Origin of the sequence: Clostridium zeae, from assembly GCF_017312485.1 — a bacterium.
In the GTDB taxonomy this organism is placed as follows: Bacteria; Bacillota; Clostridia; order Clostridiales; family Clostridiaceae; genus Clostridium_AR; species Clostridium_AR zeae.
In genome coordinates this window covers 704,818-730,970 of sequence record NZ_BMBA01000001.1, presented here as the reverse complement: position 1 = coordinate 730,970, position 26,153 = coordinate 704,818, and the positions used below count along the sequence as shown (strand labels likewise).

The 26,153-nt window shown below is 32.1% G+C and carries 31 protein-coding genes; 26 read left to right on the top strand and 5 right to left on the bottom strand.

Features of this window, described 5'->3' with window-relative positions; genetic code table 11:
- Positions 1 to 67: 67 nt before the first annotated feature.
- Positions 68 to 1,270, top strand: a complete 1,203-nt coding sequence (locus J3477_RS03370; RefSeq protein ID WP_206868154.1) for an MFS transporter — start codon at positions 68 to 70, stop codon at positions 1,268 to 1,270.
- A 174-nt stretch (positions 1,271 to 1,444) separates the two neighbouring features.
- Positions 1,445 to 2,425 (top strand): aldo/keto reductase, encoded by a 981-nt coding sequence (locus J3477_RS03365; protein WP_206868153.1) that lies wholly within the window; start codon positions 1,445 to 1,447, stop codon positions 2,423 to 2,425.
- A gap of 107 nt (positions 2,426 to 2,532) precedes the next feature.
- Here the strand turns inward: J3477_RS03365 and J3477_RS03360 are convergent, their stop codons facing one another.
- Positions 2,533 to 2,958, bottom strand: a complete 426-nt coding sequence (locus J3477_RS03360; protein ID WP_228731196.1) for a deoxycytidylate deaminase — start codon at positions 2,956 to 2,958, stop codon at positions 2,533 to 2,535.
- A 268-nt stretch (positions 2,959 to 3,226) separates the two neighbouring features.
- On the opposite strand from J3477_RS03360, the gene J3477_RS03355 reads away from it, so the two are divergent.
- Positions 3,227 to 3,532, top strand: coding sequence for a thioredoxin family protein (locus J3477_RS03355; RefSeq protein ID WP_206869640.1), 306 nt, complete (start codon positions 3,227 to 3,229; stop codon positions 3,530 to 3,532).
- 142 nt (positions 3,533 to 3,674) lie between these two features.
- Positions 3,675 to 4,433: a SagB/ThcOx family dehydrogenase gene (locus J3477_RS03350; RefSeq protein ID WP_206868152.1), complete on the top strand. Its 759-nt coding sequence runs from the start codon at positions 3,675 to 3,677 to the stop codon at positions 4,431 to 4,433.
- A gap of 241 nt (positions 4,434 to 4,674) precedes the next feature.
- Here the strand turns inward: J3477_RS03350 and J3477_RS03345 are convergent, their stop codons facing one another.
- Positions 4,675 to 5,820 carry an epoxide hydrolase family protein gene (locus J3477_RS03345; protein WP_206868151.1) on the bottom strand — a complete coding sequence of 382 codons (1,146 nt, stop codon included), beginning with the start codon at positions 5,818 to 5,820 and terminating at the stop codon, positions 4,675 to 4,677.
- 115 nt (positions 5,821 to 5,935) lie between these two features.
- On the opposite strand from J3477_RS03345, the gene J3477_RS03340 reads away from it, so the two are divergent.
- The 4 genes from J3477_RS03340 to J3477_RS03325 all read left to right on the top strand — a co-directional run bounded on the left by J3477_RS03340 (position 5,936) and on the right by J3477_RS03325 (position 9,795).
- Positions 5,936 to 6,793, top strand: coding sequence for a helix-turn-helix domain-containing protein (locus tag J3477_RS03340; protein ID WP_206868150.1), 858 nt, complete (start codon positions 5,936 to 5,938; stop codon positions 6,791 to 6,793).
- 51 nt (positions 6,794 to 6,844) lie between these two features.
- Entirely contained in the window at positions 6,845 to 7,216 is a 372-nt protein-coding gene (locus tag J3477_RS03335; RefSeq protein WP_206868149.1) for an iron chaperone, read from the top strand.
- Positions 7,217 to 7,348: 132 nt separating this feature from the next.
- A complete protein-coding gene (locus J3477_RS03330) occupies positions 7,349 to 8,089 on the top strand; it encodes a DeoR/GlpR family DNA-binding transcription regulator (protein ID WP_206868148.1) in 741 nt (246 codons plus the stop codon).
- Between the two features lie 305 nt (positions 8,090 to 8,394).
- Positions 8,395 to 9,795 (top strand): glycoside hydrolase family 1 protein, encoded by a 1,401-nt coding sequence (locus J3477_RS03325; protein ID WP_206868147.1) that lies wholly within the window; start codon positions 8,395 to 8,397, stop codon positions 9,793 to 9,795.
- 191 nt (positions 9,796 to 9,986) lie between these two features.
- Here J3477_RS03325 and J3477_RS03320 read toward each other — a convergent pair whose 3' ends face one another.
- Positions 9,987 to 10,739 (bottom strand): rRNA adenine N-6-methyltransferase family protein, encoded by a 753-nt coding sequence (locus tag J3477_RS03320; protein ID WP_206868146.1) that lies wholly within the window; start codon positions 10,737 to 10,739, stop codon positions 9,987 to 9,989.
- A gap of 413 nt (positions 10,740 to 11,152) precedes the next feature.
- On the opposite strand from J3477_RS03320, the gene J3477_RS03315 reads away from it, so the two are divergent.
- The 7 genes from J3477_RS03315 to J3477_RS03285 all read left to right on the top strand — a co-directional run bounded on the left by J3477_RS03315 (position 11,153) and on the right by J3477_RS03285 (position 17,203).
- Entirely contained in the window at positions 11,153 to 13,474 is a 2,322-nt protein-coding gene (locus J3477_RS03315; protein ID WP_206868145.1) for a putative bifunctional diguanylate cyclase/phosphodiesterase, read from the top strand.
- Positions 13,475 to 13,661: 187 nt separating this feature from the next.
- Positions 13,662 to 14,315, top strand: a complete 654-nt coding sequence (locus J3477_RS03310) for a TetR/AcrR family transcriptional regulator (RefSeq protein WP_206868144.1) — start codon at positions 13,662 to 13,664, stop codon at positions 14,313 to 14,315.
- Positions 14,273 to 14,998: an alpha/beta fold hydrolase gene (locus J3477_RS03305; RefSeq protein WP_206868143.1), complete on the top strand. Its 726-nt coding sequence runs from the start codon at positions 14,273 to 14,275 to the stop codon at positions 14,996 to 14,998. Before J3477_RS03310 ends, J3477_RS03305 begins: the two co-directional genes overlap by 43 nt.
- 253 nt (positions 14,999 to 15,251) lie before the next feature.
- Complete coding sequence (locus tag J3477_RS03300) at positions 15,252 to 15,689, top strand: MerR family transcriptional regulator (RefSeq protein WP_206868142.1); 438 nt, start codon at positions 15,252 to 15,254, stop codon at positions 15,687 to 15,689.
- Complete coding sequence (locus J3477_RS03295) at positions 15,679 to 16,452, top strand: EFR1 family ferrodoxin (RefSeq protein ID WP_206868141.1); 774 nt, start codon at positions 15,679 to 15,681, stop codon at positions 16,450 to 16,452. Before J3477_RS03300 ends, J3477_RS03295 begins: the two co-directional genes overlap by 11 nt.
- Before the next feature lie 159 nt (positions 16,453 to 16,611).
- A complete protein-coding gene (locus tag J3477_RS03290) occupies positions 16,612 to 16,857 on the top strand; it encodes a type II toxin-antitoxin system prevent-host-death family antitoxin (protein WP_206868140.1) in 246 nt (81 codons plus the stop codon).
- Between the two features lies 1 nt (position 16,858).
- Positions 16,859 to 17,203: a type II toxin-antitoxin system RelE/ParE family toxin gene (locus J3477_RS03285; protein WP_206868139.1), complete on the top strand. Its 345-nt coding sequence runs from the start codon at positions 16,859 to 16,861 to the stop codon at positions 17,201 to 17,203.
- Positions 17,204 to 17,275: 72 nt separating this feature from the next.
- On the opposite strand, the gene J3477_RS03280 is transcribed toward J3477_RS03285, so the two are convergent.
- Positions 17,276 to 17,731 carry a hypothetical protein gene (locus J3477_RS03280; protein WP_206868138.1) on the bottom strand — a complete coding sequence of 152 codons (456 nt, stop codon included), beginning with the start codon at positions 17,729 to 17,731 and terminating at the stop codon, positions 17,276 to 17,278.
- Between the two features lie 564 nt (positions 17,732 to 18,295).
- Here J3477_RS03280 and J3477_RS03275 point away from each other — a divergent pair.
- The 6 genes from J3477_RS03275 to J3477_RS26360 all read left to right on the top strand — a co-directional run bounded on the left by J3477_RS03275 (position 18,296) and on the right by J3477_RS26360 (position 21,128).
- Positions 18,296 to 18,853: a hypothetical protein gene (locus J3477_RS03275; RefSeq protein ID WP_206868137.1), complete on the top strand. Its 558-nt coding sequence runs from the start codon at positions 18,296 to 18,298 to the stop codon at positions 18,851 to 18,853.
- A 65-nt stretch (positions 18,854 to 18,918) separates the two neighbouring features.
- A complete protein-coding gene (locus J3477_RS03270) occupies positions 18,919 to 19,452 on the top strand; it encodes a hypothetical protein (protein WP_206868136.1) in 534 nt (177 codons plus the stop codon).
- A gap of 37 nt (positions 19,453 to 19,489) precedes the next feature.
- Positions 19,490 to 19,891, top strand: a complete 402-nt coding sequence (locus tag J3477_RS03265; RefSeq protein WP_206868135.1) for a hypothetical protein — start codon at positions 19,490 to 19,492, stop codon at positions 19,889 to 19,891.
- Between the two features lie 78 nt (positions 19,892 to 19,969).
- On the top strand, positions 19,970 to 20,380 hold the full coding sequence (locus J3477_RS03260; protein WP_206868134.1) for a hypothetical protein: 411 nt from the start codon (positions 19,970 to 19,972) through the stop codon (positions 20,378 to 20,380).
- A gap of 61 nt (positions 20,381 to 20,441) precedes the next feature.
- Positions 20,442 to 20,960, top strand: a complete 519-nt coding sequence (locus J3477_RS03255; protein ID WP_206868133.1) for a metallophosphoesterase — start codon at positions 20,442 to 20,444, stop codon at positions 20,958 to 20,960.
- A 90-nt stretch (positions 20,961 to 21,050) separates the two neighbouring features.
- Positions 21,051 to 21,128, top strand: a complete 78-nt coding sequence (locus J3477_RS26360) for a hypothetical protein (RefSeq protein WP_228731244.1) — start codon at positions 21,051 to 21,053, stop codon at positions 21,126 to 21,128.
- Positions 21,129 to 21,296: 168 nt separating this feature from the next.
- Here the strand turns inward: J3477_RS26360 and J3477_RS03245 are convergent, their stop codons facing one another.
- The gene (locus J3477_RS03245; protein WP_206868132.1) at positions 21,297 to 21,479 is read right to left on the bottom strand and encodes a hypothetical protein; all 183 of its coding nucleotides are present in this window, start codon (positions 21,477 to 21,479) and stop codon (positions 21,297 to 21,299) included.
- Positions 21,480 to 21,895: 416 nt separating this feature from the next.
- Between J3477_RS03245 and J3477_RS03240 the strand changes: the two genes are divergently transcribed.
- From J3477_RS03240 to J3477_RS03220, 5 genes are all read left to right on the top strand, one after another.
- The gene (locus J3477_RS03240) at positions 21,896 to 22,726 is read left to right on the top strand and encodes an AraC family transcriptional regulator (RefSeq protein ID WP_206868131.1); all 831 of its coding nucleotides are present in this window, start codon (positions 21,896 to 21,898) and stop codon (positions 22,724 to 22,726) included.
- Positions 22,727 to 22,802: 76 nt separating this feature from the next.
- Entirely contained in the window at positions 22,803 to 23,999 is a 1,197-nt protein-coding gene (locus J3477_RS03235; protein WP_206868130.1) for a multidrug efflux MFS transporter, read from the top strand.
- Between the two features lie 33 nt (positions 24,000 to 24,032).
- Complete coding sequence (locus J3477_RS03230; RefSeq protein WP_206868129.1) at positions 24,033 to 24,677, top strand: MBL fold metallo-hydrolase; 645 nt, start codon at positions 24,033 to 24,035, stop codon at positions 24,675 to 24,677.
- 95 nt (positions 24,678 to 24,772) lie between these two features.
- Positions 24,773 to 25,330 (top strand): GNAT family N-acetyltransferase, encoded by a 558-nt coding sequence (locus J3477_RS03225; protein ID WP_206868128.1) that lies wholly within the window; start codon positions 24,773 to 24,775, stop codon positions 25,328 to 25,330.
- Positions 25,331 to 25,452: 122 nt separating this feature from the next.
- Positions 25,453 to 25,959 carry a hypothetical protein gene (locus J3477_RS03220; protein ID WP_206868127.1) on the top strand — a complete coding sequence of 169 codons (507 nt, stop codon included), beginning with the start codon at positions 25,453 to 25,455 and terminating at the stop codon, positions 25,957 to 25,959.
- The last annotated feature ends 194 nt before the right edge of the window (positions 25,960 to 26,153 follow it).

Here is a 26,153-nt window from a genome sequence, read left to right as displayed (position 1 = left end):
GATTGATGCTAGCAATGACATTATCTATAAGTTATCTCAATCTAAATGTAGGAGGGCATAAAAAATAATGAATAATAGGATAAGCAATACATGGAAAATTTACTTACTGACTTTTATAAGTTTCTTAGCTGGAACCTTACAGTTTGTCATTGGCGGAATACTAGATAAAATTGCTGTATCAGTAGGTGTACCGATATCTACAGCAGGACAACTTGGCACTGCATTTTCTTTAGCTGGTGCTATAGGCACTCCAGTTATTATGATGATTACTGCAAAGATGGATGGACGTAAGAGATTAATTATGGGGCTTACTGCCATATTACTCAGCACATTTTCTACAGTAGTCCTTCCAGGCTTTGGCTTTTTGATGGTTTCTCGTATACTGCTTGGTATTGGGATGGGAGTTTACGGAATAAGCGCATATTCAATTGTTGCAAAGCTAACTCCACCGGAACGTTTGGCAAGAGCAATGTCAAACATATCAATTGGGTCCAGTGCATCACTGGTAATAGGTGTTCCTATAGGACGTGTTGTAGCAAATGCATATGGTTGGAAGAGCATATTTTGGGCAATCGGATTTTTTATTATTTTGGCAATGGTAGCTGCAATAATGTACATTCCTTCTTCTAAAGCTGAAGAAGCAATTCCACTTAGTAATCAATTGGCCTATTTAAAGAAGCCAAGGATAGCTATGTATCTCGGTGCAACGTTTTTCATGTTTATAAGCTACTCAGTAGTTAATAGCTATATAACTCCATTTTTAATCGGCTTGATGCCATTAATTGAAGGAAAAATGAGCATAATACTTATGGGATTAGGAATAGCTAGTGTGGTGGGGGCAAAGCTTGGGGGATTTTCTGCAGATCGGCTAGGGGCTAGAAGTACTCTGGTAGGAGGTATGGCTATACAAGCTGTTGCATTAATTTTAATATCGATTGTTCCTAAAACGGTAGTATTAATATGTCCATTGCTCATAATATGGGCTATAGCTGCATGGATCTGTGGACCGACTTTCAATTTTAATCTAATATCAGTAGTTCCAGAAGCTTCTGGTATTATGCTAAGTCTTAATAGCACCTTTGTGCAGTTTGGTTTTGCAGCAGGTGCTGGAATTGGAGGAATTGCTCTTAGAGGTTTCTCCATAATTGCAATTAGCTGGGTTGGTGCTATAGCCGTTGTACTAGCGGCCTGTGTGGCGTTAGCAGCTTTTGCACATACAAACTTATCCGCCATAACAACGTTAAGTAGTGAAGAGCTTGACCTAGAGTAACTGAAAAATTAGGATTTATATAGTTTGGATAAATAGATATCACATATGATGATAATTTTAAAAGCAACTATAGATGAAATTATAAAGGATTTAGTGGTTGCACTGTCTAAAGTGGCAAAGGTTTCTTAAAAAGAAAAGTCTTAATAAATAATTTAAAAAGAGAGGAATAAGAATATGGAATACGTTAAACTTGGAAACACTGGTATGGATGTATCAAAGCTTTGTCTTGGTTGTATGAGCTTTGGGGACACAGAGAAATGGATTCATAAATGGGTACTTGATGAAGATAATAGCCGTCCTATTATTAAAAAGGCTCTTGAACTTGGGATAAACTTCTTTGATACTGCAAATGTTTACTCAATAGGAAGAAGTGAAGAGATTATTGGAAAAGCATTAAAGGATTTTGCAAAACGAGATGAAGTTGTTTTAGCTACAAAGGTACATGGAAAAATGCATGAAGGACCAAATGGCTCTGGACTTTCAAGAAAAGCAATAATGAGCGAGATTGATAATAGTCTTAGACGTCTTGGTACAGATTATGTAGATTTATATATTATCCATCGTTGGGACTACAATACTCCGATCGAAGAGACTATGGAAGCCTTGCATGATGTTGTAAAATCAGGTAAAGCAAGATATATTGGTGCATCTGCTATGTATGCATGGCAGATGCAAAAGGCTCTGCATGTAGCAGAAAAACATGGATGGACTCGTTTTGTATCAATGCAGAACCACTACAACCTTATATACCGAGAAGAGGAAAGAGAGATGATGCCTCTTTGTAGAGAAGAAAAAATAGCAGTTACTCCATACAGTCCAATGGCATCAGGAAGGCTGATACGTGATTGGGCAGAAACTACAAAGCGCTTAGAAACAGATGCGGTTGCAAGATCCAAATATGATTCAACTGCAAGTGCAGATAAATTGGTAGTAGACAGAGTTGCTGAAATTGCAGAAAAACGAGGAATTCTTCGTATACATGTAGCCCTTGCTTGGCTACTTCATAAAGTGCCAGTAACAGCTCCTATTATAGGTGCTACAAAAATATCCCAGCTTGAAGATGCTGTGGGTGCTATTTCGGTTAAGCTTAATCCTGAAGAAATTGCTTACTTGGAAGAGCCATATGTACCACATGTAATAATTGGACATAATTAATTATATCGCACTTGCCTAAAAGGCAGGTGCGATATTTTTTTACTATAGATTAAGAAGATATGTAATTCTTTATAATAAAATAGTTGAAAACTCTTTATGTATTAATTTTATACCTGCTCAAGCTCAATGCCACTTCTTTTAAATATCTCTAGGGAAAATTCATCCATACGATATGCATTTCTATAATAAATTTTTTTAATACCAGAAGCTGCTAATGCAAAGGAACAATTTAAGCATGGAAAATGTGTTACATAGGCAACACAATCTTTTAAGGCAATACCTTCCTTAGCACAATAGGTTATTGCATTTATTTCAGCATGGACAGTTGCTATGCAGTGTCCATCTCGCATGGTATGTCCGATATCGTCGCAATGTGGATGACCTGAAAGGGAGGCATTATATCCTGTGGAGCAAATACGTTTGTCCTTATTTACTATAACACATCCTACATTAGCCCTGTCGCAGGTAGAACGAGTGGCTACCTTTTCTGCTATATCCATAAAATAATCATCCCATGATTGTCTTGATTCCAAACTACTACACCTCCATGATTTTATCTAAATGTACTGTATTCTATGATAAAATTAATGATAAATTATCAATAAGTTTTGGTCAATAGCATTACTTATATAATCTATTGAAAGCCTGATTTTATGCGTAAATAGTTAAAAAGTTATATTTTTTTATTTTTAAAAAGTTTTGAATATAAAAATTTACTGTGCAATTGTGGCTTTATTGTATGCATTATTTGATAAGTTTGGAGATAATCTTTCAAAAAACAGATTTAAGGAGGTTTTTAGTATGACTGAGATTAAAAATATAATTAGTAATAATGATATGGTCATCTTATATTTTAGCAATAAGGTTTGTGGAGCTTGTGACGTTATTAGGAGTAAAGTTCAAGATATATTAGAGTTTTATTCTAAGGTAAAGCTAATTGATATTGATGGAGAAGAACATATAGAATTAGCAGCACAGCATAATGTTTTTTCCTTTCCACTACTGATACTTTATGTTGATAGCAAAGAGGTGATGAGAGTTGGAAGGAATGTTAACTTACTAGAACTAGAAGATACTATTAAGAGATATTATGATATGTTGTTTTAGAAGACTAAGGTGAAAAGTTCTTTACTTTAGATTATGTCTATAAGTTATTTTTTAGAAAACTATTAAGGTGATTAATGTTACGGAATTTTATAAATAACACATGTATAATTATAGGTGAATTTGTAGTAAAGGAAGTGCAATAATGGAACGTTATGATAAAAACAGGGAGTTTTTAAAAGCAAATTTTGAGGTTCTTGATGAAATAAAAACAGATGCACAGAAAAAATTACCTAAGGCTTCTCTTCAGAAGGAATATGATGAGAATGCTAAGCTTATAGAGCTACCTAAGCCAACTATGGATATACTTGTAAAACCTAATGTATTAGAATGCATAGAAGATAGAAGAAGTGTAAGAAAGTATTCAGAAGAGAGCATTAGTTTAGAAGAGCTATCTTTCCTATTATGGTCTACGCAAGGGGTCCAGAAGCTAATTGGAAATGATACAGCAACCTTAAGAACTGTACCATCCGGAGGAGCATCCCATACTTTTGAAACCTATCTTATTGTGAATAATGTACAGGGGCTTTCTAAAGGTATATATAGATATATTCCTATAGGCCATAAAATGCTATTTATGTATGAAATAAATGAAATGAGTAGTAAAATTGATGAAGCAACTCCGAGGCAGCCCTTTGCTCCAAACTTTGCATCAAAAAGTGCTGTGTTATTTGTGTGGAGTACAATACCTTATAGAGCTGAATGGAAGTTTGACATTACAGCCCATAAAAAGATACTTATAGATGTTGGACATGTTTGTCAAAATCTTTATATTGCTAGTGAGGCAATAAAATGCGGAACCTGTGCAATAGGAATATATGATCAAAAGTTAGTTGATAATATGCTAGGGCTAGATGGAGAAGATGAATTTGTAATATATCTAGCAGCAGTTGGAAAAGTATAGTTTTGGTAATATATTGCAGGTGATAATATTAAAGGTATCATAAATTTAGAATAGGTTATCATTGATGAGAAACTAGAGGTATAAAAACTCTTTATAAATTAAGAGCCGTGCATAATAAGGAAAATAAATATCCTTATATGCATGGCTTTTTACTTAATAGGAAATATAAAATTTTCAAGTTATCTAAACCTAGATGTTTAAATGGTTTTGCAAGCTTTTTATGGCTATATCAAACCTTGTTTTAACTTCTATAAGTTCTGAAGAATGTTCTTATTTCTTCAGCTAAAAGTTCTGGTTCTTCCATGGCAGTAAAATGTCCACCTCTTGGTAGTGTAGTCCATCTAGTGATATTAAGATTTTTCTCAGCCCATTCTCTTGGTGGAAGTAGTATATCTGCGGGTAAAAGAGCTATACCTGTTGGCACCTTTATAGGTCCAAGTGGTGGCAAGGAATGAACATTTTCATAATACATATTGGCTGAGGAGCCTATGGTATTTGTAATCCAATAGATCATTATATTAGTAAGCAGTTCATCCTTACTAAAGCTCTTGTCTAAATCACCATTGCAATCGCTCCAGCCACGAAATTTTTCAATAATCCAAGCGGCTAAACCAACTGGTGAATCAGAAAGTCCGAATGCAAGAGTTTGAGGCTTTGTGGATTGAATGGACATATATGCGCCTTCATTAGAGATCCATGAAGTGGCATTTTTCTTATATTGTAACTCCTCTTCTGAAAGCATTTCATCCTGTGAAGCCAAAAGATCCTTAATTATACCGATATCTGTTAGATGGATTCCAATTAGAAGCTCCGGATGGTTTAAGGCAAGATATCTTGTAACTCCGGAACCAATATCTCCACCTGCAGCAGCAAATTTACTATAGCCCAGTTTTTCAGTCATTAATTTTGCCCAAAGCTCAGAAACCTGAGAATTGTTCATACCACCATGCTTAGGCTGACTAGAGAAACCAAAGTTAGGCACTGAAGGTACAATAACATCAAAGGATTCATCAGGATTACCTCCATAACTGGCTGGATCAGTAAGCATAGGTATAAGCTTTTTGTAACGTAAAAAGCTATCAGGCCATCCATGAGTAAGGATGATTGGGATTGGATTAGGTCCCTTTCCACGCTCATGAATGAAGTGTATATCAATCCCATCAACATCACAGTGAAACTGAGAAAAGCGGTTTAATTCTTCTTCTTGTGCGCGCCAATCAAAATCTTCCTTCCAATAGTCAACTAAGGACTTAAGATAGTTTAGATCAGTGCCTCTTTCAAAGCCTATACCTTCAAGCTGTTCTGGAAAGCGGGCATGGTTTAGCCTGTATTTTAAATCTTCAAGTACTTCATCAGATACTTTAATATTAAAACGTTCAATAGTCACAACAAATCTCCTTTCAAATAGGTTAGGCGTTTAATAATAGTGTAACATTTAGAAATTATGATACAATGAGATAAATGAAGCTTTGAACTATACTATTTGTAATGGAGGAAAATTTATGCCTCAAATGGATCGTTACAAGGATAGACCGGTTTATATTGAATTTATTGCAAAGGAAGAATTTAATAAACTTCCTTATGAGGATCGTTTCACTATAGTTTTTATAACCAGCGGAAGCATGAACGTAAAGCTAAATGATTACCCAATAAAAATTGCTGCTCCAAGCATTCTTTGTTTACATAAGGAGGATAAAATAGAAGTTTTAGAAAATCAAAATGTAGCTTCACAGTCCTTTTGTTTCCATCCTGATTTCTTTAATACTGCATATTTTTCAGAAGATAAGGGCTATATGTCAAACTCCTTAAAGATAGAAACAGGACTTTCTCTTTTTAAGAAGGATGATATAAGTACTGGGGTATTTGGTGTAACTGAGAAGGCATATCCAAAATTATATGAATGGTTCTTTATCATGGGAACAGAAGTATATGCTCAGAGCGATCCGCTTTGGGTGTGCAGAATAAAGAAATATCTAATACAAATATTAGGTCTGCTTGAAGAGCTAAACAGCCATAGTGAGAAGTCACCGGTGGATTTAGTTTTAGAATATATACACACAAATTACAGTGATAGAATAAGTTTAGAAGACTTAATAAACTGTGCTCATCTAAATCGAGTATCATTAAATAAAATATTTAAGGATTTAACTGGCTTTACTGCAATGGGATATTTGCTTAAATACCGATTAAAAGTTGCAGAAAGTCTTTTGACTCATACAGATATGAGTTTAAATGAAATTGCACGGGCTACTGGCTTTGAATATGATACTTATTTTATTAAACAATTTACATCTAAAGAAGGTATGACTCCAACAGAGTTTAGAAATAGTTCAAGAGAGTTCGCCTTTATTCAACATTAAAGCTTAATTATGAGGTGGTTGATCCACATCTATATAATAGGAGGAAAGATCATGGAAGTATTTCAAGAATATTTAGATCGTATTAATGACACTGAGAAAAGGGCGAGAGTTGAAGAGCTTTTGACTTGGATAACTAAGAGATTTCCGAGCTTAGTACCAAGAATTGCATGGAGTCAGCCTATGTTCACAGATCACGGTACCTTTATCATAGGATTTAGTGTGGCCAAAAATCATTTAGCTTTTTCGCCAGAGAAAGCATGTCTTAATCGTTTTTTAGATGAAGTTATGCAGGCTGGCTATAGTAATACTAAAGAGCTTATACGTATACCATGGGATAGTCAAGTTGATTTTTCATTATTTGAGAAAATGATTGAATTTAATATTATGGATAAGATGGAGTGTTCGACTTTTTGGAGAAAATAGTGAAAATTGAATAAAGGTAAAAAGGGGCACTTTGTTGACAATAAATAAGGTAAATGCTAATATTTTATTCATAATATGAACCGATTTATAGATTTTTTGAACAATTCGAAATACAAGAGGATGGATACTTAAATGATAGTTTCAGATAAATGGAATAAGGTAATGGATTATTTGAGGCAGAAAAAAACTGTAACAATTCAGGAGATAATGGATAAGTTTAATATGTCTAAATCCACAGTGAGGAGAGGTCTTATTGAACTAGAAGAATTAAAACTAGTTAAAAGGACTAGAGGTGGAGTAGAGATAATAGAGAAAGAAGTTGATTTTTCCATAACTCTCAAGGAAGCCTTTGAGAAAAATAAAGAGGGAAAAATTAAAATAGCAAAATTGGCAGCATCATTAATTAAGGATAATGATTTTGTGTTTATTGATTCGGGTTCAACCTGTTACTACATGATTGATTATATTACAGCAAAGGATGTTACCATAGTAACTAATGGAATACTACATATTCAGAAGCTTTTTGAAAAAGGAATAAATACATATGTACTTGGTGGATATGCAAAGCCTTCAGATAATATTATATTAGGTGAGGATACTGAAAAGAAGATCAGCATGATGAATTTTGATACATGTTTTCTTGGCACCATAGGAATTGATGCTGAAAAAGGTTTTACTACAGTAGTATCCTTTGATGGAGAAATAAAAAAAGCAGTAATCAAGGCTTCTCATAAGTGCTATGTACTTGCAGATTCATCAAAGTTTAATCTAAGAAAATTCTATTCCTATGGGGAGCTTACAGAAGCTACGGTTATAACTGATAGAAAAGTTGATTTCGACAGTGATAAAATAAATATAATTTATGCAGAGTGATTTAAATGGCTTAGGACATCTTTATAGTTTATACAATAAAAAGTTAGAATTTATTCGCCTGACCCATTTCCATAATGTACATTAGGAAACACATATATGCAAAAAATCCGCTAAAGAAGGTAGCTTTAGCGGATTTTTTATTATCTAATTAGTTCGAAAAATGATGGGAATTACTGTAATGGTGAATTTTCTTATTTAGAAAATTCAAAATGTGAACCAAATTATTGAATAAATGAACCGAAAGTGATAATATAGAACCATATTATAAACAATAAATGATTTTATATAGAAAGAAGGAATTGAAAATGGCATTTCCAAAAGGATTTTTATGGGGTGGAGCAACTGCTGCAAATCAATGTGAAGGTGCTTATATTACAGACGGAAAGGGTTTAAACACTTCCGATGTAATGACAGCAGGTAGTGCTAATAAAGAAAGAGTTAATACAAGAGAAGTTAAAGAAGAATTATATTATCCAAGCCATCAGGCAGTAGATCACTATGGACACTTTAAAGAGGATATTGCATTATTTGCAGAAATGGGCTTTAAGGCATATCGTATGTCAATTAACTGGGCACGTATTTTCCCAAATGCTGATGATGAAACTCCAAATGAAGCTGGATTAAAGCATTACGATGAAGTATTTGATGAGTGTAAAAAATATGGTATTGAACCAGTGGTTACAATATCACATTATGAAACTCCTTTAGCTTTAACAGAAAAGCATGGTTCGTGGACAAGCAGAAAGGCTGTAGATCTATTTGTAAAGTATTGTGAAACAATTTTCAACAGATATAAAGGTAAGGTAAAATATTGGTTAACCTTTAATGAAATCAACTGCATGTCTATGAGTCCATGGATGGCAGGAGGAGTTTTACAGGATGACGAACAATCTAAAATGCAAGCAGCTTACCATCAATTTGTAGCTAGCGCAAAGGCTGTGAAGCTTGGACATGAGATTGATCCAGAATTTAAGATAGGAATGATGTACGGCGGATTGTTCTCATATCCAAATTCTTGTGATCCAGAAGATATAGAAGCTAATACAGAATTTATGAACAAAATGCTATTTTACTGTGATGTTATGTGCAGAGGATATTATCCAGCATATAAATTAAAAGAGTTTGAAAGAACTAATATTGTATTAAGCAAAGAGGCTGGAGACGAAGAAATATTAAAAGAAGGTACCGTTGATTTCATATCCTTTAGTTACTATTTCACACTAGTTGCAGGAAAAGATACAAAATTGGCTATGGAATGCGGAAGCTTAGACACTGGCTATAAAAATCCTCACCTTCAAAAGAGTGATTGGGGATGGACAATCGATCCAAAGGGCTTACGTCATGCATTAAATCTTTTATTTGATAGATACCAAAAGCCGCTTATGATAGTTGAAAATGGACTAGGTGCTGCAGATACTGTAGAAGAAGATGGAAGTATTCATGATCCATATAGAATTGATTACTTAAGAGCACATATTGAAGAAATGAAAAAAGCAGTAGAAATAGACGGAATTCCACTTTTAGGTTACACTACTTGGGGCTGTATTGATATAGTAAGTGCAGGAACAGGGGAGATGAAAAAACGTTATGGCATGATTTATATTGATGTAGATGATGAAGGCAAAGGAACTTTTGCACGTAGCCGTAAGGATTCCTTCTATTGGTATAAAAAAGTTATTGAAAGCAATGGAGAAGATTTAGCGTAGTAGAGCTTAAATCACAGAAAAGACAGTTTTGAAAAACTTTTAAGGGATGCAATTTTTGGACTGAATCTAAAAAGTTAGACAAGATTTAATTAAGCTGTTTTAGAGGGCTGAATCCTATATTTAATAGGGTTCAGTCCTTATTTACTTTTTTATGAAAATTACCAACTAAAAAATATGCTTATAACAGCAAGTTAAGGCTTTTTAGCTAAATACAAAACTATAGTGTCATTAAGCGTTATTTTATTGCCTGCATCTAAAACAGCGGTTCTTATGCCTTCAAAGAAATTTGTTCGATAAGGCTCTTTTAATGCAATATGGTCGCAATGTGTACCGGTGAAAGATACAAATTCATCTGCATTAAGCTCTCTTGTTTTATGATAATTTCGACATTCAAAATCAATGAAACCATGCTTATCAACATTGCTGTAAGCTAAGCTACAAGTATATTTACGTTCAGGGTAAAAATACTTATTATATACTTCTTGTATTTTAGCATATAAGTCTTCGTTAGGAGTTTTATAATCTGTTCGAGTCATCATCATTGCAAAGGTTCCGCCATTATTTAATAGATTATAAACTTTTGGAAAACCGATTTCTTCCGGTATCCATTGGATAGTGGCAGCAGAATATATCAAATCAAATTTCTGCTCTCCAAAGTCATAGGTTTCAAAATCTGCATTTACTATATGAAAATTGTTATATGAACTAAACTTATTTTTTGTATATTCTGCAAGATGTTCTCCAAGTTCAATGGCCAAATAGGAACAACCAGTTTTTAAAATCGGTTCAGTGGCTTGACCTGTTCCAGGACCAATTTCAAGGACTGTTTTAGCACTATCAAGTTTTGCATACTGAGTAATATCAGAAAAAACTTCCTCACAATAACGTGGTCTCCATTTGTCAAATTGTTCTGGTATACTGTCAAAAATTTTTCTAAACTCCATAATATCCCCTCCTAAACAAAATATAAAAAATCTTTCTATTGTTTTACCTCTAGTATCATGATAAATCTTCATTATTTAATATAACAATTAATTGTAGCATTATATTGGAAGTGATACAAATAATAGTAAAAAAATATTACTAAAGCTCCTAATTTAATCCCTTGTAACCAAATTAATTAAAGGTAGTAGCAATCGTGACGAATAATATATAAAGAAGATAAAATTAAAAAATCTTTGAATTTAGTGTGGAAGACCTTGTTACAGAAAATGGAGGGAAACTAAAGAATTTAGTTAATAAGGGAGAGAAAACGTTGTAATTCTAAAAAGAAATAAGGGGAAATTTGTGTTATAGTGGAAATAAGATGAAAATAATATTTCCTTGAGGATTTAACGTCTATAAGGATGGTGATAATATGAAAAAAAAGATTTTTATGCCTGTATTGACGTTAGTTTATCTGCTGTATTCATATGCCATAATTACAAATAATAATATGCTTGGAGATTTGTTATCTCCTATCCTGATGTTTATTATTACATGTGTTATTTTTTATGGTTTTGTAAAGAAACAAGAAATAACAATTTTAAAATGGCTTGGAAGTATGGTTACCTTAGCAGCCTTTTCATGGTTTTTATGTGATACTTGGTGGGGAATCCAAACCTTGGTTCTCCATACCAATCCAGAGGAAAATTTCATTACTGTTTACGGATATTCGATGTCAAATCTTTTTCTGTTTTTGGCAACGTCATTTGCAGTACATGAAGATTTGAAAAAAATGAATAAAATACAAGCCATGTTGGATGCTATAATAGTTTCCGTAAGTATAACGGTGCTTCTTTGGTTATTTGTATTTGACCAACGTAGTGATAAAGTGGTATTGCTATTGACTGATCCAATATCTATGGCATCCTTAATTATGGATGTTATCATGTATGCATGGATTAATGTGTGGGCATTTTCAGCAAGGAAGATAAAGACTCCATTGTATCATGCAATTTTGGTAACTGGTGCACTTATTTTTGTTATTGCAGATTTCGTTTATTATTATATTGATTTTTATATAGACTATAAAGCTAACACATGGATTGACGGAGCATATGTGGTTGCATTTAGCTTGATGGCAGTTTCGGCAATTTTAAAGGCTAGAGCAAAGAAGGAAAAACCAGATTTAATTCTAAGTGGGTCTAAGAAAAGAGTAGTCTGTAAGCTGGGTGTGGAAATATTTATATTATCTGCACCATTAATTGTTCTTATTTTTAAACGAGATGAAATTGAGTATTTTATCTTGCTAGTGATGGCGCTTCTTATTTACTATATACTTATTAGCTTTACTCAAAAAAGTCTTTTTCAAGAAAAATTATTACAATTAGAAAAGAAGAATGTACTTGAATTAGAGAAAAAGGTAAAGGAAAGAACAGAGGAAATCACTAAGCTGCACAATACTGATTTTGTTACAGGGTTATATAGTAGAAGATATTTCGAGGCTAGGTTGTCAAAAAGCTTAAAACATCTTGACCAGAATGAATTAATTTCAGTATTGTATATTGAACTTAATAAGTCAAAATCAATTAAATATTTATATGGTAAAGACACTGCTGAAAAACTTTTGAAAAGTGTATCTGAAGCACTTTATCAGATAGCGATTAGGAACGATGGCTTTATTGCTACCTATGGCGATGATGCATTTGCAATAATGGTAAAAGGTTATGAGGCAGAGGCCTCTTCCGAAACAATTGCAATGGAGATTATAGATAGGTGTAATGAGTTATTTTTTATAGATAATCATGGAATAAAGGCTACTTTAAATATCGGAATTTCCTGTTATCCACTGGATACTTTAGATAAAAATAATTTGATAAAAAATGCTGATATTGCAATGATGCAGGCAAGGGACAAAGGTCTCAATAGAGTTCAAAGTTATAGTGACAAGATTGGAAAAATTACTGACAATAGACATAATATTGAGGTTAAGCTTAAAAAGGTAGTATTTGATAAAGAATTTCTTTTATACTACCAACCACAGGTATATTGCAAGGATGGAACCTTATCTGGCTTTGAGACATTAATACGTTGGTATGAAGGTGGCACTAAATTTATTCCTCCTTTAGACTTTATTCCTTTAGCTGAAGAAACAGGTATAATTGTTCCCTTAGGGTACTGGATTATTGAAAATGCAGCCAAGCAGTATGCTTTATGGAAAGAAAAAACTGGTCATGCTTATAGAATTGCTGTAAATGTGTCTTCAAAACAGTTAGTGGAAGTGGATTTTGTTGAAAAACTAGAAGCTATATTGAAAAAATATGATGTTAAGCCGGAATTATTTGAAGTGGAGATAACGGAGACTCAACAGATCGAAAATAGCATTAATATACAAGAAACCTTAAATGATCTAAAAAGACTTGGTGTTTCTATCGCTATTGATGATTTTGGTACAGGCTATTCGTCTTTATACTACCTTAAAAATCTTCCAGCTGATAGAATAAAGATAGCAAAGGAACTAATCGACAATGTAGAAAGTGATTTTTATTCCAAGGCTATTATCCAGATGGTTATTTCTGTTGCAAAAATGAAAGGTAACAAGGTAATTGCTGAAGGAGTTGAAACCAAGGAACAGTGGGAGTGCTTGCAAAAATTAGACTGTGATGAAATTCAGGGATACTATTTTGCAAAACCAATGCCTGCAGGTGATATTGAGGATAAATGGCTTGATAAAGAAAAAGTAATAGAAAAGATATAAATTAAAGACCTCTAATTAACAGGGAAGTGTATGTTAATTAGAGGTCTTAATTGATTTTGGTAGACTACTTTAAGGTTACGTTTATTTTTCGGATATGTTCAAAACAGTCTTGTTTAAAACGGTCAATGGAGGTAATATGACAATATAATCCATTGACCGTTTTGGTTAATTGATATGGAGGTTTTATATGAATGAGAAGTTTTTTAAGCTGCCTCAGGAGAGGCAAAGTCAGATTATAAATAGTGCTTTGAAGGTTTTTTCTAAGGCAAGCTATTACCAGACCTCTACTCTTGAAATTGCACGGGAAGCAGGAATATCAAAGGGTCTTTTGTTCTATTATTTTAAGAACAAGAAGGAACTGTATCTTTTCCTTTATGAGTACTGCGTGAAACTGGTGATTGAAGAACTTGATGAAAACAGAAGTGTGGAGGAAAGAGACTTTTTCGAAATACTACTAAATTCACAGAGGTTAAAATGCAAATTGATGAAGAAGTATAGATATATATATGAATTTATAGTTAAAGTGTACAAAGAAAATGATGAAGAGGTCATAGAGGATATAGTTAGATTTTCAGAACCCTTGATTAATTATAATTATAAGAATTTTTTTGAAAAGATAGATAGAAAAAAATTTAGGGAAGGAGTAGACATTCCTCTACTTTTTCAATCACTGCAATGGTGCGCAGAAGGATTTATGAGAAGTGCCTTAAGCACAAATAAAAGCATTGACGAAATAGACTTAGAGTTCGAAAAAATATTAGAGTTATATAAGCAAAATTTCTATAAGGAGGAGTTTATATGTACTACAATGAATACGGAAATAGGGAAAATCACACAATAGTATTTCTGCATGGAGCAGCAGCTACAGATACTTTTTGCAATCAATATTGTTTTAAGGACAAGTACCATTTGGTTGTGCCCCATCTTTACGGCAGTGGCAAAGAAGTGGAGGAAATCTATGAACCTGAAAAGACTATCAAGGCTTTGGCTGAGCTTATAAAACAACTAGGTAAGGATAAGGTTACACTAATTGGTCATTCTCTTGGTGGTGAGCTTGCAGTGGCAATGGTATCTAGATATGAATATTTATTTGACAAGGCAGTATTTTTAAGTGCCTGGGTATGTTCAAAACAAAAGACTATAGACAAGTATGTAAAGATATCAAAGTATTCAAGTTTTATATTGAAGTTTAGCTGGCTCATAAGGCTGCAAGCAAAATACTGGCACTATACAAAGCAGCAGGAAGATTTCATGGTTGAGTATTCAAAAAAGATAACTCCAGAGAAGTATACAGCCTGGTTCAAAAATCGTATTTTACTAGATGAGAATCCTAATTATCCTATTGTAAATATACCGATGCTGGCTGTATGCGGCAAAAAGGAAATTAAGGAAATGATAAGCTCCATAGAAGAACTTGGAAAAAGAAACCCAAAATGCAAAACAATATTCCTAGACAATGCAAATCATGACTTTCCTCTAAGAAAGGCTGAGGTTATAAACCCAATAATTCTGAATTTTATTTAAAGCGAACACTAAGGATGTTCTGTGAATTTAACGCAAGGGCTTAAGTGATTACACTTTATATCATAAATAGAATGAAACAATTAACACTTGTTATTTAGTTATAACAGGTGTTTTTATAATCCTAAGAATTACAGCTACACTGTGAATATAAGTGCTGACTTTTTAATAGTCTTGAGGTTAAAACTATGGGGAATATTATTATTGACATTGGAGTATACTCCAATATTATAATGAGCTCAAAGGAGTGGATTTTATGGAGACATATTCTATAAAGCAGGTATCAGAATTAATTAAAATGCCTAAGGATACCTTAAGATACTATGATAAAATCGGTTTGGTATGTCCTAAGCGCTCGGATAATAGATATCGCTATTATACAGCCCAGGATATACGAGATTTGCAATATGCTGAGGTAATGAAATTTGGTGGCTTTACTTTGGCAGAAATAAAGCAGGTTTTTCAGTATATGAGAGTCCATGATGCAAGGAATTATTCTGAGCTTTTGAGCATATTTAATAAGAAGAAACTAGAATTAATTAGAAAGCAGAATTTGTTTGGATCAATGATTGAATTTATGACCCAAATAAAAACTTTGATGGATGAAAAAAAGGATTGCGAGGACATCATTAAAATAGATAGGTTAGTTGAAAATATATTTGAAGAATTAGAGGGAAGAGACAATGAAAAATAGGATTTATTTTTTCACTGGAACAGGAAATAGTTTAAAGGTAGCTGAAGAGATAGCTAAAACCTTAAAAGAGTGCGAACTTGTAGCAATAAATAAGGATGTAGGAATGGAAATACCAGAGGAATATGAACGAATAGGCTTTGTTTTTCCAGTATATTTCTGGGGACTTCCGAGGATGGTTGCAGAATTTATAAAAAATGCAAGCTTTCCAAAGCAAGGCTCTACCTACTATTTTGCTGTAGCAACCTTTGGGGGTATACCTGGTAATTCTATATCTATGACAAGCTCATTGCTTAAGGAAAAGAGAGTGCAGCTTAACTATAACGCTGGAATTAAAATGTATAAAAATGCCTTAACTTTTTACAGCATGAGCAAAAATGTAGACAAGATCACTAGAGAGTCAAACGAAAAGATACCACTAATAGCTAAGAATATAGAAAACAAGGTAACAAATAAGTCACGCTCTATTAATAAACTTATTAAGAGTATTTATAATAAAAGCACTAGTAGAATCCACTCTACTGACAGTAATTTTAACGTTAATGATAAATGTATTTCCTGCGGAATATGCCAGAAGGTATGCCCTGCTAAAAATATAACCATAGAGAATAAAAAACCTGTATTTCATAATCAATGTGAAAGCTGCCTTGCATGCATTCAGCATTGCCCAAAGCAAGCAATCAATTACAAAGATAAGACACAAAGCAGAGGACGTTATACTCATCCTGAAATTGGGGCTAAAAAACTTATGGAGTATTATAAATAGAAGATAGAAGTTTTTAAAGCTAAAGGTGGGTTGCAGTAGAAAATTCATCATCAAGTAGTGGATATTAGCAACCAAGATTTGATGATGAATTAACATGTTAATTTGTATTGATATTTTTCATCAAGCTTTATATAATAATTATAAAAGGAGATGATTACTATGCCAAATATCAAACCTGTTTCAGATTTGAGAAATTATACAGAGGTATTAAAAGAAGTAGCAGTTAATAATCCAGTATACCTTACTAAAAATGGTAGAGGAGAATTTGCTATAGTAAAATTAGAAGAGTATGATAAACTTCGAGCAGCTGTGAGGCTTATGTCAAAACTTGAAGAAGGTGAAAACTCTGCAAGAGATAAAGGATGGATCTCTAGCAATGAGGTAGAGTCCATACTAGGAGTGTAGTATGTATAAATTGGCATATTCACCAAAGTCATTAGAAGATTTACAAAGCGTCAAAGATATTATATCAGAACGGCATGGTCAGGATACTGCAACCTTAACTATAAAAAAGATGATTAACACAATTAGAAGATTGGAACAATTTCCATACTCAGGTCGGGAACTTTCTCGTATTAGTGAGGTTCAGACAAGTTATTTATATCTGTTCACTGAAAAGAACTATGTTTTTTACAGAATTGATGGAGATACAGTAAGAATAGTTCGTATATTGAATGAGAGACAGGATTTTATGCAGATACTTTTTGGAATTTCCACTGTATCTAATACAGATGAATATAATTCAAACTAAAATAACAAAAGCATTCAATAGGAATATTGAGTGCTTTTTCAATGAATATAAAAATGAGTAATGAAAATTGAATTATTTATACCAATTCTGGTCTCCATTTTCATTAAATATATAATTGTGATAGTGCCTTAAAGCAGCATCAACTATAGTATTCATATACACATTAACATTTGGATGAGCAGCTTTTATCTCGTTAAGCATCCTCGCAGTAGATTTTCTTATCTTATAGTTTCTTTGTAGGTCCAGTGGTTCGTCATCCACTGCTGGTGTTTTATCATTCATTATTGTCTTTAGTTTTCTGTTATCTACTATTTCAGGTGAAACTTTAATATCATCTTCCTTAATAACATTTGTGGCTGTTGTATTGGTATCATTACTAAGTAAAGCATCAGAATCTACAGTAACAAAACTAAAAGCTCTAACTACATCTCCTTCAGTTGGTTCACCATCAACAATTCCGTTTTCCTCCACGACTTCATCGAAGCACAGTTCGGTTATATCATCAGCTTTTCTCTTTTTCTTAACCATAGGTAATCTCCTTTGAAAATTAATTTTGAAAGCATCAATATGAAAAATAATTGACTAACTTAAATATATGCCTTAGAAGAACAAAATCCATTTAAATCAGCATTTTATCGGTAAATATTTAAAAATTTAAGAATTTTAATAGGTAAATATAGAACTATTTAAATAGATATATATCCTTATAGGTTAATAGTTCTATAGTTAAATATGAATCTATGAAAAAAGTTTTGCAGAGAAAAATTTAAAAAGAATTATATGGAAAAATTTAAATAGTTACTGTGTTGAGGCTGGTTAAGGGGGTCTAGTCATTTAAAGCTTAAAAAATAATGGGGAATTAAGCTTATTTGTAGAGTATTTCGTAAGTCAATTCAGAATGCTTTTTTATCATTAGATGAATATAGAACAGTGATTTTTTATACCCAAAAAAGGACATTTTTATAACTATAGTATGGTGTGTATAATTTTGGTAGAATTAAATTGTTGATTAATAATTGAAACAATTTAATGTGCGATTTTGATGATATCAGTAAAATAGATACTAAACACTAAAGGAGACTGGATTATGGAATGGATATACTGAAGTTGCCTATAAATAGAAAAAATAAAGTTTATATTAGAATTAAGAGTGAAGGTAAGTTTATACCGGATATCAGTGTTTTTCCTTTGTACTGTACATGTTGTAATGCGCCTCAAACAAAACTATACGAACATTTGGGGTCAAGATACGGACAGGTTGGTACAGGTAAATGTGAAAGGTGTGGTAAAGAGATATATGTTACAGATCATGACAATATTGTGGAGTCAATATATATAAATAATTATCCAAGTAATGAAATTTTCTTTAATGAGTTGTACCTATTAGATTGGAAGTTTGTTGATGAGTTTGATAGATTGTCAATAAAGAATGTCGTTGGAAAAGTTACAGAAGAGCTTAAACAATATGATGGGAAATTTATAACAGTTGATGTGTTTAGAGAAATAATAGAGAATATCACAAATATAAAAACAGATGGAAAAATGAGATTTATTACCGACGAAAGATTTTCAATTCTGCCAGATGATATAAATAGATGGATTGAGCTTTTATATAGGGCAAAGATAAATATTCCGGTGAAGATTTTATGATTAGTATAATATAATTATGATTTATAAAGGGATTTTTATCATTACAAGTTATGGGGGGGATAACTATGAGCTTACTTATTAGATTTAAAAAGTTTAATAAAATGCTACAAGTGAAAGACGTTGATGATTTAGGGTTAAGTAAAAATAATAACTTAAAAAGAAATAAGGAAGAGAGCTTTACAACAATAGCAGAATTAGAGCGATGGCTTGAAGATGAGTTTTATAATTTCAATCTAATTTCTATAGGAAAATATCATGCACAAGAAGGGGATGTAATAGAGGTTGATAATGACAGATATTTATATTGTTATTCTGAAAGAGGTAACAAAAGTATAATAAAATCGTTTAAGTCTGAAAAAGAACTGGTAAGTTACGCATATTTAATGTTTAAAGATAACAAATGGAGCAAATCTCATTTGCTAGCTATTTCATTTAATATAGATAAAATTAATCATATCGAACAGGAATTGAATAATCTTAAAGTAGAATATGTGAGAAATGATTCACCAAACCATAGAAATGGAAACACAGCATACAGAATTTTTGTTTTTGGCAAAGATATTAAGAAGACTGAGCATCTTAAGCTTTTTGAATATTAGCATTTTAATCAATATTATATGGAGGGTTAATAAAATAATGGACACCATTTTAGATAAACTTCAAAAGGAAGCAAGTAAACAAGGATACCAATTTAATAAAGCAGAGTTTAATGAGTTTTCCTGGATAAAAGCTGATTATTGTTTTTATTTAAGCGGATACAAACCAAGCTATGATATTAGAGATGACTTTGGTAATAAGTATACTCACGATAAATACAAAATAGTAAGTGACATATGTACTAAAGCATTAGGGAAATCCATAGAGATTCATACTCCTAATATGGATCTCACAGGAGATTCGTATTGGGGCACAAGTTATGAAAGATGGCAGGTTGGTGATATAAAAATTCTGAACTATATGTATGGACATCCGAGAAGTGGTTTCTTTAATACTTGGTTGTATATTCATAAAGGAAAATTGGATTTTAGAATTGACTAAAATGTTTTTATATAAAACATAGGGAAATACTACTACACAGAGATAAGCTGGATTTTAAACAAGTTAAGAGGCGATAAGATGTATAATGAATTAGATGAATTTTTATCAGCAGAAACAACAGTTGATTATTGGTATGACGATGGATTTTCTATTGCGCGAGATATTTTGAATGAATTTTCGAGCAATGATTGGCAGAAATTATTCAATGAAGTATTAAATAAAGATTTAGATTGGCAAAGAAAGCTAATATATTGCATTGATAATCAAGTAATTGAAGAAGAGTTAACTATAATATGTAAGTTGCTTCTTATTGATGACGAAGAATTATTTGAAATGTGTATCGATTCTTTAAGAACCTTTGATAATGAACTAGGACGATTATTAATTAAAAAGAATCCGGAAATTATAATGGAAGTGGAAAAAAGAATAAATCTTGCAGGAAATGCAACAAAAAGAGTGTTAAAAGATTTTTTGAGAAAGTTTCAATAGTATAAAATATTATATCTTAATTAGAATATATTTAACTTATTTTTGAGATGAGGTGTACAATATGGCAGAAGTTTTTATAACAGCAGACACACATTTTGGTGATGCAAATATAATAGCATATGAAAAGAGACCATTTTCAAATATTGAAGACATGGATAAGCAAATGATTGCTTCATGGAATAGCGTAGTAAAGGAAGATGATATAGTATTTCATCTTGGCGATGTGAGCTCCTATTCATTATCAAAAATGAAGGAGATTATTAATAAGCTAAACGGAAGAAAGATACTTATTATGGGCAATCACGATAATCATCTAACGATAAGGGAGTGGATGGAATGTGGTTTTGATGAAGTGTACAAATATCCAATTGTCTATAGCGAGTTTATAGTAATGCAACATCAGCCTCCACAGTATATCAATTCTGCAACTCCGTTTTTTTATCTGTATGGACATGTCCATGGAACTGAGATGTATCCAACTGTGGCTAAACAATCAGCCTGTGTTAGTGTGGAAAGATGGGATTATGCTCCAGTCAAGTTTGAGTATATAAAAAAGTGTGTGGAAGAACTAACTAAGTAGAATTAGGAAGATCTCAAAAGGCTTTTGAATGAGATTGATTTTATAAAGCAGATTTATCAGATTCAGATTTCTCTAATACTATGATATAGGTTGAGCAAAAGTGATTGCTCAGAAACTATATTTACTAATGCAAATTTAACAGATTGCAAATTAATAAAAGAATATTAATAATATGAACAGTTAAGCTTGAAAGAATAGCATCAGCTATTTATGTGTGAGTGCTAATTTTTATTCTAGAAATTTACACTATAAAATACGAAGTTGCTTTCAAAGTAAGTTTATATTTATTTATAAATATAAAAAGAAGCTATATTAGGTAATATAGCTCCTAGAAGTTTATTTGTCAGTCAATTTACTTAATAATAATGATATCACAAGAATTATTATACCTTGAATAGCTAAAGTCATTATCTGATAAGAGTTGCTCATTAAAAAGGTTGAAATAGAATCAACCTTATTTACAAAGTAACTCATAAATGCTGAACAAATTATGCTTCTATCAAATTTTAAATATTTCATGAATAATCCACTCCTCCGAAAGTAAAGTTAAAATAGCTTTTATGAACATAAAATTTAAAAAATATTTAATACCATGCACATGAGGGTGAATCTAAAACTTTATTAAAGATTGGTAAACCCATCAAAGACATGTAGCCACTAATAAGCGCTATTTTTTCTATGCAAATTTTATAATATATGCATTACTTTTAATAAATTTCAGCTAAATACTAATCTTCGGAGATCTTTTATTCTTTAAAATTCAATAGATTTAACTTCTATTACATATAATACCACAATTCTACAAAATATGAAATATAGTGATTCATATAGGATCGAAATTTTGCACACAATAAAAAAATGTGTCCTAAAGATTGTAATAGAGCCAGTGATTTTGATTTTTTTGAATTTAATCTTAGACTATGATGGAGGAAATTATGAAAATAAATAACCTATTTTTTCATATTCATTACTGTAATAGCAGGCAACCAGGTGGGGTACCGAAATACTCAAGTAGAGTCAATAGAACCCTGCAGCATCATGAACTTTTTTTAGTTACCAGGGGAAAGGGGAATATTAGCGTAGCACATAAAAATTATGAGCTTAAGGAGGGGACTTTGTTATATCTTTGCCCAAATATTCCATACTCTATAGAAATAGATTCAGTGGAGCCTATTTGCTTTTTTTCAGTACATTTCAGTTATGCAACAGTAGGATTTGATAATGATAAATGGGATATTTCAGAGGAAGTTGACACTTTACCATTTGATTTTGTGCAAAACTTAAAGGATTATTATGTGGTAAATAATGTGTTTAAAAAGTTGGTAGATAATTGGATGTCAAAACTCCCGAATTATGAGTTCATAGCGAAAACTTTATTTCAGGAATTAGTATTTGAGATTTTTCAAAATATAAAAAATAATAACAATAACTATTCAGCTTCTTTAAAAGTGGATAAAGTTATAGAGTATATGAGCCAAAACATTGATAATAAGATTACTTTGACAGAATTATCTGAACTGGTGTGCTTGTCTCCTGCGTATTTATCTAGAGTTTTTAAGGAAACTACGGGATATTCAGTGATAGAGTTTTTTAATAAGATAAAAGTTGATAAGGCAAAAGGACTAATTATTGATGGTGATAAAAAAATAAAAGAAGTAGCTAAAACTTTAGGCTTTACTGATGAATTTTACTTTAGCAGGATTTTTAAAAAGATTGAGGGCATAAGTCCTTTAGAATTTTATCATAAAAATGTCCATGGGGAATAAAATTTTGCATGGAACAAAGCCATTTTCATGATTATAATTAGCACATGATTATATATTATGGAGGGTGAAGCTACAAATGAAGATGTGGAAAAGAAATCTAATTGTATGCTGGTTTGGAATGTTTGTATCCAGCATTGGCATGAGTCAAATTGCACCGGTATTGCCTCTTTATATAAGGCATCTTGGAATTAATAATTCAGCTTTAATTGCACAGTTATCAGGACTAGCTTTTGGAATTACATATATAATTTCAGCTGTTTTCTCACCAATTTGGGGTCATGTTGCTGATAAAATTGGTAGAAAACCAATGTTACTTAGATCGAGTCTAGGTATGGCAATAGTTATAGGCTGTATGGGTTTTGCTCCCAATGCATATGTATTAGTTGGATTAAGATTATTGGAAGGGGTTATAACAGGCTTCGGTACTGCATGCACCACACTTATCGCAACTCAGACAGAAAAGGAACATGCTGGTGAGGCTTTATCCACACTTTCAACTGCAAGTATAGCTGGTTCTTTGCTTGGACCAATAATAGGCGGATATATATCAGAGTACTTTGGAATCAAAAATGTATTTTTTATAACTGGAGGATTGTTATTTGTAGCGTTTATTACTGTTTCTTTATTTGTTAAGGAAGCTTTTACTCCTTCAGATAAAAAGTCCCTTAGCATGAAGGGAGTATGGGAGTCTGTTCCTGAAAAGACTTTGACAATAACTATACTTATTACATTTTTTATATTAACAGTAGCATTGTATTCTGTTGAACCTATTATAACAGTATATATTAGTCAGTTATCAAAAAACAGTAGCCATATTGCACTTTTGGCTGGGATAGCATTTTCAGCTTCAGGCCTCGCAAATATAATTGCTGCTCCGAGACTTGGAAAATTATCAGATAGAATTGGAGTACATAAAGTTATGCTAATAGCCCTTATTGTTGCAGGAATTGATTTTATACCACAAGCTTTTGTAACAAATCCTTGGCAGTTAATGGGCCTTCGATTTATATTAGGATTAACCAGTGCTGGACTGATACCTTCTGTAAATATATTGATTAAGAAAATTACTCCAAGTGAAATTACAGGCAGGGTTTTTGGAATTAATATGTCAGCAGGCTATTTAGGTGTATTTGGAGGTGCTGTTTTAGGCGGACAAGTAGCAGCCTGGTTTGGTATCAGATACGTATTCTTTATTACAGGTGCATTACTTCTGATTAATGCCATACTAGTTTATTTTAAAGTTTATAAAAGAATGAATACTTCCATAGGTTAAAGAAATTTAGATATTTTAAGGAGGACGATTTAAATGAAGATTAAATGGTTTGGACAATCATGTTTTATGATAACTTCTGAAAATGGAACTAAGATATTAACAGATCCATTTCATAATATGCTGGGGTATAAAATGCCTGAAATTGAAGCGAATATAGTATCTACAAGTCATGATCATGGTGATCATAATAATATAGATGCAGTGAAAAGTGATTTTACACATATAAATAAAACAGGGGTCTTTTCAAAAGATGGCATTGAAATAAAGGGTGTTGAGACTTTCCATGATAAAGTTTCAGGAGCAAAGAGAGGTAAAAATAAAATCTATAACTTTAAAGTTGATGGAATAAATGTTTGCCATTGTGGTGATCTTGGACATACTTTGGACGCTGATCTTATTAAGGAAATAGGTAAAGTAGACATACTACTTCTTCCTGTTGGTGGGAGAGCTACTATAGATGCTGTTGATGCAGTTAGTGTAATGAAGCAGTTAAACCCTAAAGTGATTATACCGATGCATTACAGAACTAAAGCATTAGGGCTAGCTGGCTTTTTATTTGGAAAAGTTGACAAATTTATAGAAGCTTCAGGGCTTAAAGTAAAGGAACAAGATGTACTGGAATTAAACAAAGCTAATATCAATGATTATTCTGGGATTGCTGTGCTTAAATATAATTAAGAGTTGATAAGAATAAAATAGATTTCGGATTGAAGTGATTCATCTTTAGTTGAGCGAGGAATCCTATAAAGTGGAATGTTACAGGAGAGTATACTATGAGAAAATTTTTTATGACTACAAAAAGATTAGGTTTTTCAGTATGGAAGGAAGATGATATTTCTGATGCTTTAAACCTTTGGGGAGATCCTGAAGTAACGAAATATATTGTTGTAGATGGGATTATGTTAAAGGAACAAGTACAGGAAAGACTTAAGAAAGAAATAGAAACGTACAATAATGCTAGGGTTCAATATTGGCCAATATATCTTATAGAATCAGGTGAAAATATAGGATGTTGTGGTGTGAGACCATATGATTCTGAAAAGAATATTTATGAAATGGGGATACATTTAAAGGCTCAACATTGGGGAATAGGTTTAGCACAAGAAGCATGCTTAGCAGTTATAGAATACTCTTTTAACAACCTTAAAGCTGATGCACTTTTTGCTGGTCATAATCCTAAAAATATATCTTCTTCTAGATTACTTAAAAAACTTGGATTCACATATATCCATGATGAATTTTATCCGCCAACTGGATTGTACCATCCTTCATATTTGATGAAAAAGCAAGAATATATTACGTATATTAGGGAAAATGGCAAAGAAAAATAAAAACAGTCATTATCAATAAACTCGTACCTAATAATCTAAAAATATGCTTTTGCTTTAAATTACTTGATTGAACTAATATGTAAAATATAGTATATTATAAAAAAGCGTTCTAGGAGGTTTTTATGAAGCATAAGGTTAGATCTATTTTTGAGGGTTCCTTATTAGCTGTTATAATCGTAGCCGTAATTTGGGCTATCTTTTCTATCTCATTTATTGTACTTTCGTACTTATCTATGCGTAGTTATTATAAGACCCTTACTGCTAAGAACTTTATGAAAGAGATTAAAGCTTCAAATAGCAATATTGTAACAGCAAAAATATATTCTCAAAATGCTTCTTTTTGCTTTGATTACAACTTAAAAGCTCCACCTAAAGACGTTTCAGATCTACACTCTATTTTTGAAAAAAGCTATGATTTTTTAATGAATGATCCAAAACTTAAGGAAACAGTCTTAATACATGGAACAAGAACATCAATACAATTTAGATATAAAGATGATGTGTACAGTTATAATTCTGATGAATTCTCTGATCATACAATTGAATCTAGTCCTGATTTCTTATATATTTACCATACCTGGACGGTTGAGAAAAATGGAAAACTTATCGAAACTATCATCAAACCCTAATTTTAAAATTGGTCTATTTATAAAAACTTTATCCATCCACAAGAAAATTACAAATCTTGTATTGTTTATTTCCTGATAGAAGTGACTAAAATACTTAATAGCAAAGACTTGCAATTAGAGGTGTATTTTATGTGTAATCATTGCAGCCAAGAATAGATAACAGCTTTCTATTCTTGGCTGTTTGTTTAAGTTAT